The organism is Stenotrophomonas sp. SbOxS2, assembly GCF_013416715.1.
GTDB lineage: Bacteria > Pseudomonadota > Gammaproteobacteria > Xanthomonadales > Xanthomonadaceae > Stenotrophomonas > Stenotrophomonas lactitubi.
Map to the genome: position 1 here is coordinate 93,697 of NZ_JAAVXD010000009.1, position 14,605 is coordinate 108,301.

The 14,605-nt window shown below is 64.0% G+C and carries 15 protein-coding genes; all 15 read right to left on the reverse strand.

Features of this window, described 5'->3' with window-relative positions:
• Window positions 1-146: 146 nt before the first annotated feature.
• The 15 genes from HFK18_RS20765 to HFK18_RS20835 are packed head-to-tail and all read right to left on the reverse strand — an operon-like array spanning window position 147 to window position 14,604.
• Window positions 147-1,262 (reverse strand): tail fiber domain-containing protein, encoded by a 1,116-nt coding sequence (locus tag HFK18_RS20765; protein ID WP_180167691.1) that lies wholly within the window; start codon window positions 1,260-1,262, stop codon window positions 147-149.
• Between the two features lie 5 nt (window positions 1,263-1,267).
• Window positions 1,268-3,574 (reverse strand): hypothetical protein, encoded by a 2,307-nt coding sequence (locus HFK18_RS20770; RefSeq protein ID WP_180167692.1) that lies wholly within the window; start codon window positions 3,572-3,574, stop codon window positions 1,268-1,270.
• Window positions 3,519-3,746, reverse strand: a complete 228-nt coding sequence (locus tag HFK18_RS20775; RefSeq protein WP_180167693.1) for a hypothetical protein — start codon at window positions 3,744-3,746, stop codon at window positions 3,519-3,521. The genes HFK18_RS20770 and HFK18_RS20775 overlap by 56 nt, the downstream gene beginning before the upstream one ends.
• Window positions 3,746-3,976, reverse strand: coding sequence for a hypothetical protein (locus tag HFK18_RS20780; RefSeq protein WP_180167694.1), 231 nt, complete (start codon window positions 3,974-3,976; stop codon window positions 3,746-3,748). The genes HFK18_RS20775 and HFK18_RS20780 overlap by 1 nt, the downstream gene beginning before the upstream one ends.
• A gap of 10 nt (window positions 3,977-3,986) precedes the next feature.
• A complete protein-coding gene (locus tag HFK18_RS20785) occupies window positions 3,987-4,769 on the reverse strand; it encodes a phage BR0599 family protein (RefSeq protein ID WP_180167695.1) in 783 nt (260 codons plus the stop codon).
• On the reverse strand, window positions 4,766-6,469 hold the full coding sequence (locus tag HFK18_RS20790; RefSeq protein ID WP_180167696.1) for a hypothetical protein: 1,704 nt from the start codon (window positions 6,467-6,469) through the stop codon (window positions 4,766-4,768). The genes HFK18_RS20785 and HFK18_RS20790 overlap by 4 nt, the downstream gene beginning before the upstream one ends.
• Complete coding sequence (locus HFK18_RS20795; RefSeq protein WP_180167697.1) at window positions 6,469-7,449, reverse strand: hypothetical protein; 981 nt, start codon at window positions 7,447-7,449, stop codon at window positions 6,469-6,471. The genes HFK18_RS20790 and HFK18_RS20795 overlap by 1 nt, the downstream gene beginning before the upstream one ends.
• Before the next feature lie 3 nt (window positions 7,450-7,452).
• Window positions 7,453-8,430 (reverse strand): hypothetical protein, encoded by a 978-nt coding sequence (locus HFK18_RS20800; protein WP_180167698.1) that lies wholly within the window; start codon window positions 8,428-8,430, stop codon window positions 7,453-7,455.
• A 2-nt stretch (window positions 8,431-8,432) separates the two neighbouring features.
• A complete protein-coding gene (locus HFK18_RS20805) occupies window positions 8,433-11,936 on the reverse strand; it encodes a phage tail length tape measure family protein (protein WP_180167699.1) in 3,504 nt (1,167 codons plus the stop codon).
• Between the two features lie 2 nt (window positions 11,937-11,938).
• Window positions 11,939-12,079: a hypothetical protein gene (locus tag HFK18_RS20810; protein ID WP_153857040.1), complete on the reverse strand. Its 141-nt coding sequence runs from the start codon at window positions 12,077-12,079 to the stop codon at window positions 11,939-11,941.
• Between the two features lie 41 nt (window positions 12,080-12,120).
• On the reverse strand, window positions 12,121-12,630 hold the full coding sequence (locus tag HFK18_RS20815; protein WP_148239591.1) for a DUF6631 family protein: 510 nt from the start codon (window positions 12,628-12,630) through the stop codon (window positions 12,121-12,123).
• Entirely contained in the window at window positions 12,630-13,385 is a 756-nt protein-coding gene (locus tag HFK18_RS20820) for a hypothetical protein (protein ID WP_180167700.1), read from the reverse strand. The genes HFK18_RS20815 and HFK18_RS20820 overlap by 1 nt, the downstream gene beginning before the upstream one ends.
• 3 nt (window positions 13,386-13,388) lie before the next feature.
• Complete coding sequence (locus HFK18_RS20825) at window positions 13,389-13,601, reverse strand: hypothetical protein (protein ID WP_111111879.1); 213 nt, start codon at window positions 13,599-13,601, stop codon at window positions 13,389-13,391.
• The gene (locus HFK18_RS20830) at window positions 13,598-14,074 is read right to left on the reverse strand and encodes a hypothetical protein (protein ID WP_343202982.1); all 477 of its coding nucleotides are present in this window, start codon (window positions 14,072-14,074) and stop codon (window positions 13,598-13,600) included. The genes HFK18_RS20825 and HFK18_RS20830 overlap by 4 nt, the downstream gene beginning before the upstream one ends.
• Window positions 14,071-14,604: a DUF1320 domain-containing protein gene (locus HFK18_RS20835; RefSeq protein ID WP_148239593.1), complete on the reverse strand. Its 534-nt coding sequence runs from the start codon at window positions 14,602-14,604 to the stop codon at window positions 14,071-14,073. Before HFK18_RS20835 ends, HFK18_RS20830 begins: the two co-directional genes overlap by 4 nt.
• Window position 14,605: the final 1 nt, after the last annotated feature.

Here is a 14,605-nt window from a genome sequence, read left to right on the forward strand (position 1 = left end):
ATTCTCAGCCTCTGCGATGGATCTAGGCCAGACTCAGCCTCCCCGCGCGGGGGGCTGGGCCTTGGCCAAATAGCACGCGGGCTTTCGCGTGTGTTGCGGTGCCGGTCGATCAGTTCCAGCTGCTCGACCGGCGCCCAGTTCTTGAACTACTTGCCGAACTCAATAGCGGCCAGTCGAGTATCTAGCGCGTCGACCTTGGCGACCAGTGCATCGTTTTCCGCCGCCAGGGCTGAGACCATGAAGCACAACATCTCCTCCTTGCGGAAGCTGTATTGGTTGCCGGCCTCGCGCGCGGGCTGGACCAGTTCGCGGCCAGCCTCGACTGCAGGTTCGAGCACCTCGTCGTTATCGCCCAGCACGGCGTCCTTGGCCGGCCACTCGTGCCACTGCTCGGGCTCTGCCTCCCACTCGTCATAGCAAATGAAGGAGTAGGAGAACGGGTCAAGCCCATTGGCCTCCATCACAGCCATCACCGCCTGCACGGTTGGGCCGATGTGCTTGCGGGCCTCCTTGCCCTCCGGCTCGCAGCCATCGCCGTTCACCCGGCTTAGCCAGCGCCACACAGCCGGCAAACGGGAAATCGCCGAGCCGGCTTTGAACTCAGCCTCTCGCAATTGGCGCGGCTCGGTCTTTAGCCGGGCGTCGGAGGAGCTGATGGTGGTGTTGCCGGCGAAGAGCTGAGTCCAGAGATTGGACGGCAGCCCTAGACTCACTACGTTTGTGACGTTTGGCTTAACATTTGAGTGCGCAATCGATAGGAACTGCGTCGGCTGAGCTTCATTGGTGCTTGCGCAACCAATAAGAACATCGACGTCCCGAGCGCGAATGTCAGTTCGGCGTCGAGCATTCATAGCGCCATAGAAGAGAGTGATCCCGGTAGAAGATCCACCTGGCTGGCCATAAGTAATCTGGCCGGTAGCACTCAGGTTCCACGTGTGCTGGGAGTTCCACGTTTTGTAGCCATCGACCGTTTCATCTCCAGCGAGCCCAACCGCCTGGATCGCCGCCCTCTGCGCCGCCTGAGTGCTGGCTGCGAGGAAGGTGCGACCTACAGGGGTCACAATGTAAGTGTCCCACGCGGTCCCGGTGTAGTAGATCGACTGGTCGTTGGCGGGAGGATCCATCCCCTCCACGTTGAGCAAGCCAGCTCGAATCGCGCTGACCAGCACCTTCACGTTCTTGGTGCCTTGGAGGCCCGCAAGCAGCTCGTTGCCTGTCAGCGCATCGGCACCCGGTAGAGCGGAAATCTTTACGTCGACCATTTTCGTTACTCCAGAATCAGAGAGGCGCCCGCTTCGGTGACCAGGCGGTCGCCCGCTTCGGTCACCAACTGCGCGCGGTAGAGGAAGGTGTGCTGCAGACGCTGCCAGCTGGGGAAGCCGGCCCGGACGGCCTCGACTTCCACCAGCAGGGTCTTGCCGCCGCTGCCAATGGGCGGCTGGTAGCTGGCCGTGGTGCCGGCGATATCGTCCTGCCGCAGCACCTGTTGGCCGGCCAAGTACCAGCGGACCGTGTAGGTAGTGCCAGGCTCAGGGCCGATGCTGGCCTGCTCGGAGTCGATCAACTGGTCGGCCTGCAGGACGCGGTCGCGATGTGCCCAACTGGCCACCACGGTGCCACTCGTGCCCCAGGCCTCGACCGGGTAGGCGTCGCCGTTGATCCGAAGACGGCCAGGCGGATACGGCAGTGCCTGCCGGCGCAGGATTGTCATGGGAGTGACCGTGGCCAGCGCCGGGTTCAACTGGCCTTGGCTGGTGCGCGTGAGCAGCTTGGCCTGGATGAACTCACCGGCGAAGTACTCACGTCCGTCAAAGCCAACGTACTCATCGGTGAACCACACCCGTGCACCGATCGAATGCGCCACCGGCACCGTGTCCACGCAGCCTCGGGCCACGGTCAGAGTGGCTGCCACCGGGTCGATCGCCACCACACGGACCAGCTCGTCGTCGATCAGGGCTTCCGTCCCGACCTCCACGCCATCCAAGCCGATGCCGGCAGAAAGACTGATCGCGGTTGTGGTGGCGGTCATCGCGGTGATCAGCAAACCGCTGGGGGCGAAATCGGCGGTTCCGACCTCAGCGAAATCAGCGCTGCCGACCCTGGTCTGCAAGGTGTAGCCAAAGGCGGCCGAGGTTGGCCGGACGCCAATGGACGTCAGGAAGCCCACGTTGACGTTGAGGGCGCCCACGGCAGTGGCGCCCAATGTTGCGGCCAGGTCGCGGTAGCTGGCCTCCTGCAGCCGCTGTACCGTCACCGGCTTGGGGGCATTGTCCGGCTCTACCCAGTCGCTGCTCTCCGGCTGGATGTAGCTGGCTGCGGCCATGCCGCTGACGTCCTGGCTGACCGTAAGCGTGTAGGAACTGTCGGTCTGCGTGCCCTCATCGACTTCCAAGATCCGCACAGGCATCCGGACTACGCCTCGGCGTGGCCACGTCAGAGCGCGCAGCTGCCCGCGCTTGAAAGGGCCGGCATCGTGGCGCACGCGCACTTTGACCCGGCAGGCCAAGCTACTGACGGCCGCCACCTCTCGCGCGGCCACGCGAGAGGCCAGAGCGGCGTTCCAAAGTCCGGGATAGGTCTTGCGCTGGTTGATGACACGTCCCTGCGCCTGGACATTGGCGGCGTTCTGGTAGGTGACCGCTGCATCCTTGTTGGTGGCCACGTCGCGATAGACGACGGTCACCTCGTTGACGCTGTTATCCAGCATCGGCTGCTGCCACTCAACGACCTCCAAAATGGCGTCCGGCCCGATCTCGACCAGGGCGGCCGGGTCGTAGTCGGCTCGCAGCAGTACCAGCTCGGTGAGGCCACTGACCGGATCTTCGATTCGCATCGCGCCGATGTGGTCGCAGACGATATCCATGAAGTCCTTGGCGCTGGTCGACCTCGACCACTTCAGGCACAGCCCGAAACCCTCGGCCTTCAGTGTCTGCGCCGCCTGCCGGAAGCTCTCATCGTTGATGACGTCGACCGGATGCCCCATACCCTCGGTTCGCACCTGATAGATGATGTGGGCCGGGTTCATGCCTTCATCGATCTGCACCAGGTCGGCCTGCCAGAGTCCGTTCCGCCAGCCCTTTCGCCAGCGGGAGACCTTCTTGGCCCAATTCTTGATGTAGGGATTCATGGCCGAGACCTGGCCATTGAACACCGTCGTCAGAAGGTTACGGGCAGCCGGCCACGGGCCTGGCACCTGCGCCTGCAGGTAGGCGCTGGGCATCTGATCCGGTTCGCCCATGCGAACTTCCAGCGTGCCCGCGATGCCGCCTTCGCCCTTGTCGCCACCGAACACCTCCGGCGCCAGGATGCGGATCGTTTGCGAGGTCGTGATCGGACCGGTAGCAGGGACAACAGAGGGGACGTTGACGCCGATGATCTTCTGCCAGTACTCCTGCCGGCTTCCATCCCATACAAGGCGATCACCCACCCGGATCTCGCGCAGGGCATCGACGGGCCCAAGACACTCGCCCATGTAGATGCCCATGAAGTAGCGATAGCCGACGGTTTGCTTCTTGCCACTACCCACGATCAGCCTCCCCGCGCGCAAGGCCTGCCAGACGCTGCGCGAAGGCATCGTCCAGCGCTTCGAACTGTTCCACCGGCAGCCCCTCGTCCAGGAACTGACGCAGATCCAGTCCATGCCTGTCCATCCAGGTGCGGATGCCGGCGGCGCATAGCACGCCGGCCTGCTCGCCCAGCTTCGCGGCGCGAGCGTGTTCGACGGTGACCAGGATCGGCGCCCGCATCACTTCTTCCCGCCCTTGACCTTGATGGGGGTCGTTCGCAGATCGCCATACCAGACCACATTGGGGTCATCGATCCAGACGGTACCGAACACCATCGCGACCTCGCGCCCATCCTCGGCGGTGGGCACATTGAAGTCTTCCAGCGCCGACGGCCGTGGCACCTTCGGCTTGGGCATCATCACGTAGCTGATGATGAGTGCCACGATCATTACGACGATTTGAACCCACATGGTCAGCTCCTCAGAAGATGGGATCGGGGCCGAACGGATTCTTCTTCGGCAGCGTGTGCTGGCCGCCGTAGTTCGGTGCGTTGTTGAACTTTTCGTGGCAGACCTTGAGCGAGTGGCCGCAGCCTGGATAGGCCGAAACCAACTCTCCAGCGGCCAACGGTGAGGCAGTCAGAAGCGTGAGCGTGGCGCCCACATGCGCCGTCACAAATCGGTACTCCGTGGCTGAGCCTCGGCGCCACATGATGTAGCCGCCCTGGAACCATCCATCCGGCTTGGCGGCGAATGCGGTTGAGGACACGGTCGAGGTGGTGGCGGCGGTCAGCACGCCGTCGATCCGAAAGTCTTCGCGATTCAAGGCGCAATCGCGGTCGAACACAGCAAACGGGCACAGCACCTGCCAGCAGCGCCGCAAGCCATTGGTGGCTGCGGCGTTCGCGTTGCTTTGACATGTAAGGACCATGTCGCTCTGCCGTTCGTTGCAGTCGGTCAGCACCCCATTCCAAGTACCACGGATGACCCCGTCGCTCTTGCGGATCCGGCGCCAGCGCACGGTGATCCGCTCGGTCGGTGGATAGGGGCGCAGTACGGAAAGCAGCGGCAGTGTCAGCGGCACTGTCAGCTCCAGGTTGGAGCGCGCATCCTGGGAAGACTGACCAATGCGGCCGCGCTTGATGGCGGCGGCCACAAACTGCTGGGCATCGTAGGTTTCGGCCCGATCGGCTGAGGTGTAGCGCCAGCGCTCGGAACCGCGCCCGAATTCGTACAGTTCGATGTGGCGAGAGAACAAACTCACGGCTCAGACTCCTCGGCGCCAATGCCGGCGAAGGAGACGCGGCAGCGCGCAACACCTTCGCCATCGGTTTCATGGGATAGCTCAACCGTGTCGGAGCTGAGGCGCCCAAGCACCATCCAGCTGATCAACCGGATGCTGTCCGGCTGCAGGGCGATGCCATGCGCGACGTCAAGCTGCAGGTGCTCGCGCTGCGGATCCAGCTCGGTGGCGACGCTGAGCTGGCGGTAGAGCACTCGCCCGTCCTTCAGCTCAATGCGCAGGTGCCGACGACCAGCCTGCGCGCGGCCGTAGCGCGCCACGCCGGCCCAGGCAACGACGATGCCGCTGGAGGTGGATATGGCGGCCTCAACCAACTCCAGGTCATCTGCCCAGGACGGCACCCACAACGAGGCAGCGCGGCCCTGCAGCCAGTACAGCAGGCTCCGCAGGCCGGCCTGCTCTGCACGGCCCCAGGTCTGCCAGGCGTGGGACTGGAGCGGCCATGCCTTGCCGTTGATGTCGTCGACGGCAACGGGGCCGATATCGCCATCGATGAGCACCAGCTGCCGGCCGAACTCAGCTGTCTGTGCCTGGTCCAGGTCGGGGCGCTGCTCAAGGACCGGCCGACCACGGTAGGTGGCCGCCGGCGCGATCGCTGGCCAGTCACAGGTCTCCACAGCGGCCAAACGCACGGTCGAGCGCATGACCTGGTCAGTAACACGCTCCAGGCTCGGTGTGCCGTCGATGCGCGCGGTTCTGCACGGAAGCAACCGAGTGCCGGCCGGCCAGGCGTTGGCGGTGGGCCGAGCCAGCTGCAGCGCGTTGGCGGTGATGCCAGCCACCTCCACCAGCTCGTAGGTTGTGACGTCCTTCCAAAGCATGGCTAGGCCACCAACGCGGAAGTCCTTCAGCGTGGCATCGGGCACCGATAGCGACTGCACACCCAGCACCAGGGCCGAACTCATCCAGGTGACATCTGCCCATATGGGCAGCGCCCAGGTGCGTGCAGACCAGTCGAACACAGCCTGCTCCAGCACCTGACGTTCCCGGCGATCGGCCAGCACACTGAACTCCCAGGTCTTGCGCGGCGAGCCCCGCAGCGGATACCGGGCTTCCGCGCCGGAGACCGATTGCTGGATGTCGGTCGCCCAAGTCAGGGTCTCCACCACCGGCCTGGCCCAATCCGGCGGCAGCATCCAGGCGGACATGCGATTGCCGGTAATCGTGATGTCACGATCGCCGAGAACGCTGAACGTAAAGGTCAGGTTGGCGGTAATGACCGGAGGGCCATCGGTGGAGACGGTGAGCTGCCACTGGCGCAGCTGTAGCGGAGCGAACGGTAGCGGCGGTGCACCTGGTCCCGTCAGGTCTATGCCCTCGCCACCCTGCAATGACACCGAGGTGAGGTTTTGCTGCTGCAGGAACGCGTTCCAGAGGCGCACGTAGCGCACCTGATTGGTGACCAGGTTGCCCAGGTCGATACGAAGGGGCAACACATGGATGCGGTAGTACCAGCCATCGAAAGAGGTGGCCAGGGCAGGCCCGGTTGAGCGCTGCTCCGGCTCCACGATCGTCGAGAAGCGGGATGCACCGAAGTGAAACCCGACATGAGGAAGCGCAACCCGGAACGCGTCCACAGGAATGCGCGTGCGTGGCCTGACCAGGTTCTGGCTCCGCCAGTTCTGGCCAGTACTGGTTTGGCCGGGCAGGATCAAGGTCATCAGGACTTCCGCACTGCCCACCCGTAATTCCCGCTGGCGTGCGGGGCGTTCGGATCAGTGCTCATGGGGTACTTGCGCAGCCAGGGAAAGACCACCCATGTTTCCTGTCCGATGGTGACTTCCTGTTCGGGTTCCAGCTTCTCCAAATAGCAAGCGCGCAGGCCGCTGACCTGCCCGATCGGGGAAAGATACTGGCCGGTGCCGGTGCGGCGCACACTGATGGTGATGGGATGAAATACGCTGCGGCCAGAGAAATTGTTCTCGTCGGCACCGCCAAGCGCCCGCCCCAACCAGAGCATGTCTTGCGAAAGCATGTTGGACGTGGACTGTGCAATCGAACCGACGCCAGTGCAGGCGGTACCTTCAACGCCAAGACTGCCTGACAGATAGTTGTTTATCTGGTGGAAGCTGTTAGTCCGGGCATCCTCTGATGAATCAGCGCGGACGTGCCCTCGGCCAGTGTTCTGATATCCGTAGCCGAACAGGACAACGTTGTTGTAGTTGGCGCTCATCATGCCGCTGCCGTAGCTGGTCAGTGTCTGCCAGTAGGTCCCATCTGCGTAGGTTCCGCCGACATAGTTGCCGGCCTTTTCCAGGACGCCGAACGCATGATGACGGTACTCACCAGCCGTGGCGGTGGCCACAGCGACATGGATCGCATAGCCATTTGAAAACAATTTCAGCCGCGGATATGGACCAGGCAGAACGTTGCTCATTCCGTCACGCTGAGAGACGTTGGGTTGGGCCGACGGCGCCGCACCGGCGTTGTAACCAATCGAGATCCGCGAACAGAGGTTCACCTGATCATTGTTGAACAGGTGCACATAGTCAGAGACGTTCGGGATGCGAAGTGTTGCTGTTCGGCTGCTAGACGTGAGCGTGTTCCTCTCAACGGTCCAGCCATTGGCGGCAGCGAACTGGACGACAAGATCGATCAGCGTCTGCAGGTTGGCGACATTGACATGTTCTGCGTATGGCATCGGTTACTCCAGAGCAATTGCGGCGAACTGACCATCACCAGTGCGGAACACGTTCGGCACCAACAGGTGGTCAACTCCATTGACGGTGGTCAACTGCTCAGCGGCTGCCCCGAATGAGGGTGTGTAGAACACACCATCGAAGCCGCCGTAGAACTGCCCCCGTTCAGCCACGCTCGATGAAAGGCTGCCCCTGTCCGGATTGCCGGGCAACCAAGCGACCGCAGCAAGCTGCCCTCGCTGCAACCATCGCTCGCCGTCCAACAGACTGCGCCAGCTGTTGTTGCACATCTGCGGCATCCAGGGGATGGTCACGCGACCGGAGTCCACGCTGTTGGACTCGTTGAAGCCATTGCGGACCGGGAGCCAGGCTTGCACGGGCGAAAAAAGATAGGCCTGGCTGTTGTCGACGTTGTTGGCGCTATCGGCTCGCGGATTCCAGAAGTTGGAGTGCATGTAGGTGTCCATCGAGGCCACGGCGTTCCTGCCCAGATAGGACGCCCCAATGAACAGTGGATAGCTCCAGTCGCCTGGCAAGTGCTCAGGAAGGATGAAGCCCGCATAGGCGGCGTCATACCGCCCGTTGATGCGGGTGATGACCTTGAAGCACCTGCCGTTGGCAACGAACCAGTACTTGAACGGCGAGTTGACGCCCAGGATCGACACATAGTTGGAGTTGGCGCCCGGTGGGTCGAGCGTTGGCAACGCTGGGTTGTAGGCCGTGTGTCCTCGGAATGCCAGGTTGTAGAAGTTGCTGGCCGGCACCACCCAAGCCTGCGCAGAGACATAGATCTCGTCGTCGCCAGCCAGCCCAAGGCCCTTGAACGATACGAAGCCGTTCGCGGCGATTGCGCCAGCAGCAGTGCCACCCACCACCTGCCACTGCTGCCCCGCAGCGACGAGGTCCGGATGCGTCGTCAGAAAGTCCCGCAGCCTGGCCAGCAGGTCGGTGATATTGGCTGCGGTGTCGGTTGCCCAGGCCATGTTCAGAGTCCCAATACTTGGCGGATCGCCGCAGAGTTGCGGCTGATCTTGTTGATGACGGTGGTGTCGCTGCCCGGGTCGTCCAGGTACTGGTCGAGCAGGTCTGGCGATACCTGGTTGATCACGCGCAGGCCCAGCTGCGCGGCGGTGCTAGGCGGCGCCGAAGCTGCGCTGGTGAACACGGGGGACCGCTGCAGCGTGGGCAGCGCTGCCACATGCCCTCCGTCGGCATAGCCGCGCCAACGATCGATGGCAGCCATACCGACCTGGTTGAAGGCCGACAGGAAGGCCAGCGCGCCCGGCTGGCGCACCACCTCCTGGCGGTGGACGAACTCGCCGGCGTGAACAAAGCCCGCCAGTTGGTACTTGCCACCCGGTCCGGTGAAGCCGCCGCTGGAGTAGCCGGCCGCGCTGGAAACGGCCATTGCTGCCGCAGCGGCCTGCATCTGACGAGCCGCCTGGGAAATAGCCTGCGCGCCGACAATGAGTCCCACGCTGGACGAACCAAGGGTGGTGGCCGAGGTCTCCAGCTTGGAGGCCCCCACACTGACGATCGCGCCCGCCGCCGCAGTCGCTGCCGCAGCCTTGGCCATGTCCTGCGCGCCGTCTCCACCGCCATTCCCCTTGTCGCCGGCGAAGAGCCCCATCAACTTCATGGTCGCGGCCTGCGCCAACTGCGCAGCCGCGAATTCGGCAATGCCCTGGGCGATGCTGAGGAAGAAGTTCCGCACCGACTCGGATAGCGAATCGGTTTGCATGATCAGCGAGGTGAACAGGTTCGAGAACGATCCTTCCAGCGTGTTACGGATGGACTGTTGGAGCAGGTTTGTGGTGGCCGCCATCTCCTGCAGCTTGAGCTTGATCTGCTCCACGTTTGCCAGTGCGGCCGGATCCTTCAGTTTCTCTGCGGCGGCCTGCATTTGGGGGACAAGCGCCTGGAGAGCACCTGACTGCTGGCGGTAGAGGTCGACCACACGCTGCTGCGCACCCGCCTGAGTGATCAGGCCTGCTTGCAGCTCCACCTGAATCCGCTGCTGGGCCAGTGCAATGCCGCCCATTACCCTGTCGTAGGTCTCCTGCAGATTCTTGAGGTCAGTGCTGGCCTTGCTTAGATCCATCAGTTTGGAAATGTCGGCCGCATCAGCAGACCGTCCGGCAGCCTCCAGCTCCTCCTTCAGCTTCGTCAGCTCGCGCGTGGTCTTGGCCAGCTCTGCATCGGGACCACGTCCTTGCAAGGCCGCAATGCGATCACGGATGTCCAGCATCTTGCGGTCGGCTTCGACCCGGAGTTTGACCAGATCCAGCTTCTTGGCTTCGTCCAGCAGCCCCTGCTTGGTCTTCGCCGACGCGTTCTGGAAATTGCCCTCGGCAATGGCCGCCTGGATGCGGGCGGTCTCGGTTGCCTTCTTGCGCGTTTCATCCAGGGTTCCGACCAGATCGATCTGCTGTTTGAGTCGCTCCAGCTCCCGCTGTGCCGCGGTCTCATCTTTCTGGCTCTCGGTCTTCGGGGTCTTTCGAGTGCGCTCTTTGAACTTGTCCTGCAGCTGGGCAACCCGCTTGTCATAGGCGCCGCCGCTGACGCTACCGTCGTCGCCGAAGCTGACACCCTTGAGGAGGTCACTTCCTGGATTGGCCTTGCGCAACTCGCGGAACTGCTTGGCAACCTCTTCGGTTGCTTTCTTCAGCTTCTCCGCCTTGCTGGCACCCTCTTCGAGACCTGAAGCGATCGCCTTGGCGGCTTCGACGCCGGCATCCTGGATCCGCTGGGCCTGGCCGGCGCTCTCGGCGGCATTGACGTCACGATCGTAGGCGGCCTGCGCCTTGCGGAGCCGATCGATCTGCTTGATCTGCTGGTCGTAGTAGTAGCCGATTGCTGGGGCATTGCCGTTCCTCAGCGCCTGCTGCAGCTGCTCGGTCGTACCGCGCATCGCCGCGGTCTCCGCGCGGAGCATCGCCTCGGAGTCGGTGCGGCCGATGTCCTTCAGCCCTTGCCAGACCCTCTTGAGCGTACGGGCCACTGCATCCCACGCCTGCTCCAGATAGCCCGCCCGCGACTCCATTTCTTTGACGCGCTGGTCACTGACATTGGCAATCGCCTCGAGCGCGGCCTTGGCGGCATCGGTCGCCTTGCCCTGGTCCTCGAGCGCTCGAACCTGTTCGTACACCGCTGCGGTGAGGAAGTGGTACTGCTCATTGAGCTTGGCCAGCGTAGCCGATGGGGCCTTGGACACCTCCACCACCTTTGCGGTGGTGCCTTCGATCGACTCACCTGTGAGCTTGGCCAGGTTGACTGCGACACTGATTGCAGTGGACAGCGTGTTGGCCGTCAGCTTCCCGCTGGCCGCAAGTTGCTGCGCAGCTGCCGTTGCATCTGAGTATTCGCCAGTGACCGCGCCGACGGCATTCGCTTGGGCATAGAGCTGTCCACTGGACACACCAAGTGAATGGCCGGTCGAGATCACAGCGGCGTCGAAGGCTCGCAGCTGCTTGTAGCCCTGCAGCGCGGCAAAGCCAACAACACCCAGTCCGGCGGCCACACCGCCCAGAACGACCACCGCGGGATTGAGCGCACTGGTGAGCGCACGCGCGGCCGGGACCACGCCGCCGAAGGAATCCTTCAGCTGGCCACCCTGCTGGATGGCCACCATCCAGATCGGCATGCCGCTGACGATGCTGGTGGTGATATCGGTGATCTGCGCCGGCAGCTGGCGCATGGCCATCTGGTACTGGCCGGCGGAGATCGCGCCGGGGCCGCGCCCGCGATTGTTGGCCTCGGCCAGGTTGACGGCATTGCGCTGGATGTTGATGCCGGCCAAAGCGCGGTTGTACTGCTCGCGGCTGATCCGGCCGGCATCCACCGCCGCCTTGAGCTCCTGCTCGTCCCGCTCCAGCTTCTGCAGCTTTACCGATGCACTGTCATAGCGCCCCAGGGCGCCCTCAACAGCACGCTGGCGCTGTTGCTCCGACCGAGCCAGGCCTGCTTCCTGCTTATCAAGCGCCTTGAGCGCGCTGTTGTAGTCCTCGGTGGTGATCAGGCCGCGCGCCATCACCCGATCAAGCATCGCCTCGGTGTCGGCCAGGTCGGACATGCTCGCCGCGCCGCGCTCCAGACGTGCATCGAGCTCGGAGATGAGGCGGATCTCATCGGCCACCGTTTTCTGCACCGCCGCGCCGGACGTTCGGACGCGATCTGCGGCGGTGGCCACATCCGCCGACATGGCCTTGGCTGATTCTCCTGCCGTGGCCATGCCCGCCGCGCCGGCGGCCGCCTTCTGGCCAGCATCCTCCATTTGGCTGCCCGAGGCGGCGCTGCTGCGGGCGGCCCGATCCAAGGCATCAGCGGCCTTCTTCGCCTCTTTCGTGACGTCGCCCAGGCCGGCGCCGGCATCCTGGCCAGCGCCCTTGACCGAGGCGAGCCCCTTTTGGACCACTGGCAGCGCCTGGCGCACCTGCTCGATGTCCAGGGCGATACGCATCGCCAGTTCGAGGTTGCGCGAGGAAGCCATTGTTATTTCAGATCCTTCAGCAAGGTGGTCATCGAATTACCGCCGGCATACGCAGCGTTGGCGTCGGTAATGCGCTCCCGCCGTGCCCGCCGCTGCTGAGCCTGGACGTGCTCCCAGGCGAGGGATATCTGGCGCTTGGTCATGCGACCGATATCGCCAAAGCTGCGGCCGTAGCCCGCGTTGATCAGGTCGGTGAAGACGCGTCCGTAACCGACGGGAGTGCCTTTTGACTGACGGCGTTTCGGAGCAGGCGGCGGAGAAAAAAACTGCTATTGGCCTGCCACCACAACAGCAGCATCTGTTCGCCGTCAGTTTCGTTGAGCGTCTCCAGCCACGCTTCCTGCTCCCGCACCTCGGCTGCGTGGTCCTTGGCATCAGCCGGCGGCGCTGCGATCGAGCATGCCAGTAGATGCCGGATCAGATCCGGGTGGGACATAAGGGCGTCCATCACCTGCAGCATGGAAGGCGGATCGGCGCCTTCGAACAGCGGCTGCAGGTCCCCAACCAGTGGTGCGGCGGTCTGCAGGATGCGAGCGGCCTCAAAGAAGCCGTACTCGCGCACTGTGATGGTCTTTCCGCCGAGCTGCCCCTGCTGCTGTCCGGCCAGCACGTCCAGCTCACCGGCTACGGCCCCCGGATCCGTAGTGCCGGATCCGGAGGACTGCTGACCGACATTGCCGATCACCTTGGCCATCAGGCTGCATCCACCAGCAGGGCACGGGCATACAGGCCGAAGCGCGGATCGGCCTGTCGTACCGGGTCGATCTTGGCCTCGCCGGTGAGCGCAATCTCACCGAAGGTGTCATTGATCAGCGACAGCGTTTCCGACGCCGGGAAGGTGACGCGGTGCACCTCGCCGCGGAAGCGCATCGTGGTGCCGTCAACGCTGTTGACGCCGTCGAAGAGCACGTAGTACTCGGACTTGGTGCTTTCAAAGACCTTTACCAGGCTGTGCGCAGCGTACTCGTACGTCTTGGCCACCACCGCCGTCTTGGCCGTGAGGAAAGTGATGATGCCGGTGGTCAGGTTGACGGTGTAGTCGGTGTCCAGCACCAGCGGCGCGGCCGGGGTGCCCCCTTCCAGTACCAGCGCGCTGATCGCCGCATACTCCAGTGCGACCACGTCACCCGGCTTGACCGTGCCAATGGCCTCGTTGGCCGCTGAGCCGGCAGCCAGCTCCATGCGGGTGCCGTCGGTGGCCAGCGCCAGGTGATCGGTGTTCAGCTGACCCAGGGTCAGATTGACGCCGAGGTTGCGCTCGGTGGTCATGGTAGCGCCCACACCGCGCACACCCGACCAGCTCTCCTTCTTGGTTTCACGGGTGCTGGACATGGTCAGCTCCAGGACGCTGGCGTCGTACGCCCAGCGCGCTGGTGCGCGGCTGCCGTCGGGATTGCGCAGGCCCAGGTACACGCGTCCCTGCAGGGAGAAATATTCGGTCTCGGACATGGCTTACTTCGCCTCCTGGGCGCTGGCAGTGGTCGGCTGGCCACTGGCCTTGCGCGACGTGTTGGGGGAAGAATCAGTCTCGGGGGCGTCGATGAAGCCGCGTTCGACTGCCCAGGGCACAAGGTCGGCGGGAACCTCGACTGTTTCGCCGGCGGCAATGGGCTTGCGCGACAGCGTCAGGCCCGGCTTCTTGATCGTGTATTTCTGGGTGGTCATCGCGGGATCTCAGGTTGAAGAAGGGCTTGGGTCTTCCATACGTCGACCCACAGGGCGGTAGCGGCGTCGTAGTCCTCCAGGTTGCCCTCGATGAGCTGGCAGGCACGGCCACCGGCAATGGGCGGCGTCCAGCCCAGCAGTGGTTGGCGAACCTTGCCCAGCAGGATCCGGAGCTCATCGATCACCTGGGCGCCGCGCTGTTCGCGGTAGTTGCGGCACACGGTCACTACCGCGAAGTTCACTTCGACCAACTGCGCCAGGCGCGTCTGCTGGCCGGGAAGCGAAGCGCCGGTCTTGGTCTCCAACGGCATCTCGCGGGCCAGCAGCACGTAGCAGCACGGCGCAGGGAAGTCGCGCAGCGCCTGGACGGCGGCGTAGTCGGCGCTGCCCTGCACCTGACGCAGTTCCTTGTCGCTGACGCCCTGACGGATGCGATCGCGCACCAGGCCAATGTCGAAGGGCTGCGTGCTCACCGGCCGTAGTCCTGCAGGGTGCGGTGGCTGAACTCCCGCGGCGGTGCACAGACCTCAGGAGCGCCACCGCTCGGCGCCGGCAGGGGGTCATCCACACCGAGGCTGAACTTGCCATCGCGTACCAGTTCCAGAAAGCGCAGTGCTTCCTTGTAGTCGCGTACCACCGGATCGGTGCGCTCCTCGGTATTGACCCGATCCTTGTGCAGTAGGTAGCGCGCAATCCATCGCGCCCAAGTGGACACGATGCCCGGTACCGGCGCCGGCAGCGGCACCGGATAGGGCTTGGGTTTGCGCATTACCAGGTAGCCGTTGATCAAGCCATCGGCGTCATCCAGAGCACGCTGCACGTGCGCGGCTGCCTCATCGGCGATCGCCACGTCGGCCGGGTCGAAGGCGCTGCGATCGCTGCCGAGCAGCGTGGCATCCATCAGTGCATCGTCCACGATCGAATGGCGCTCTGGCGTGGCCACCTGCGCCAGTTCCTGGGCGAGCTTGGCCGCCGACAGAAGGGCGAGCGTGCAATACGACATG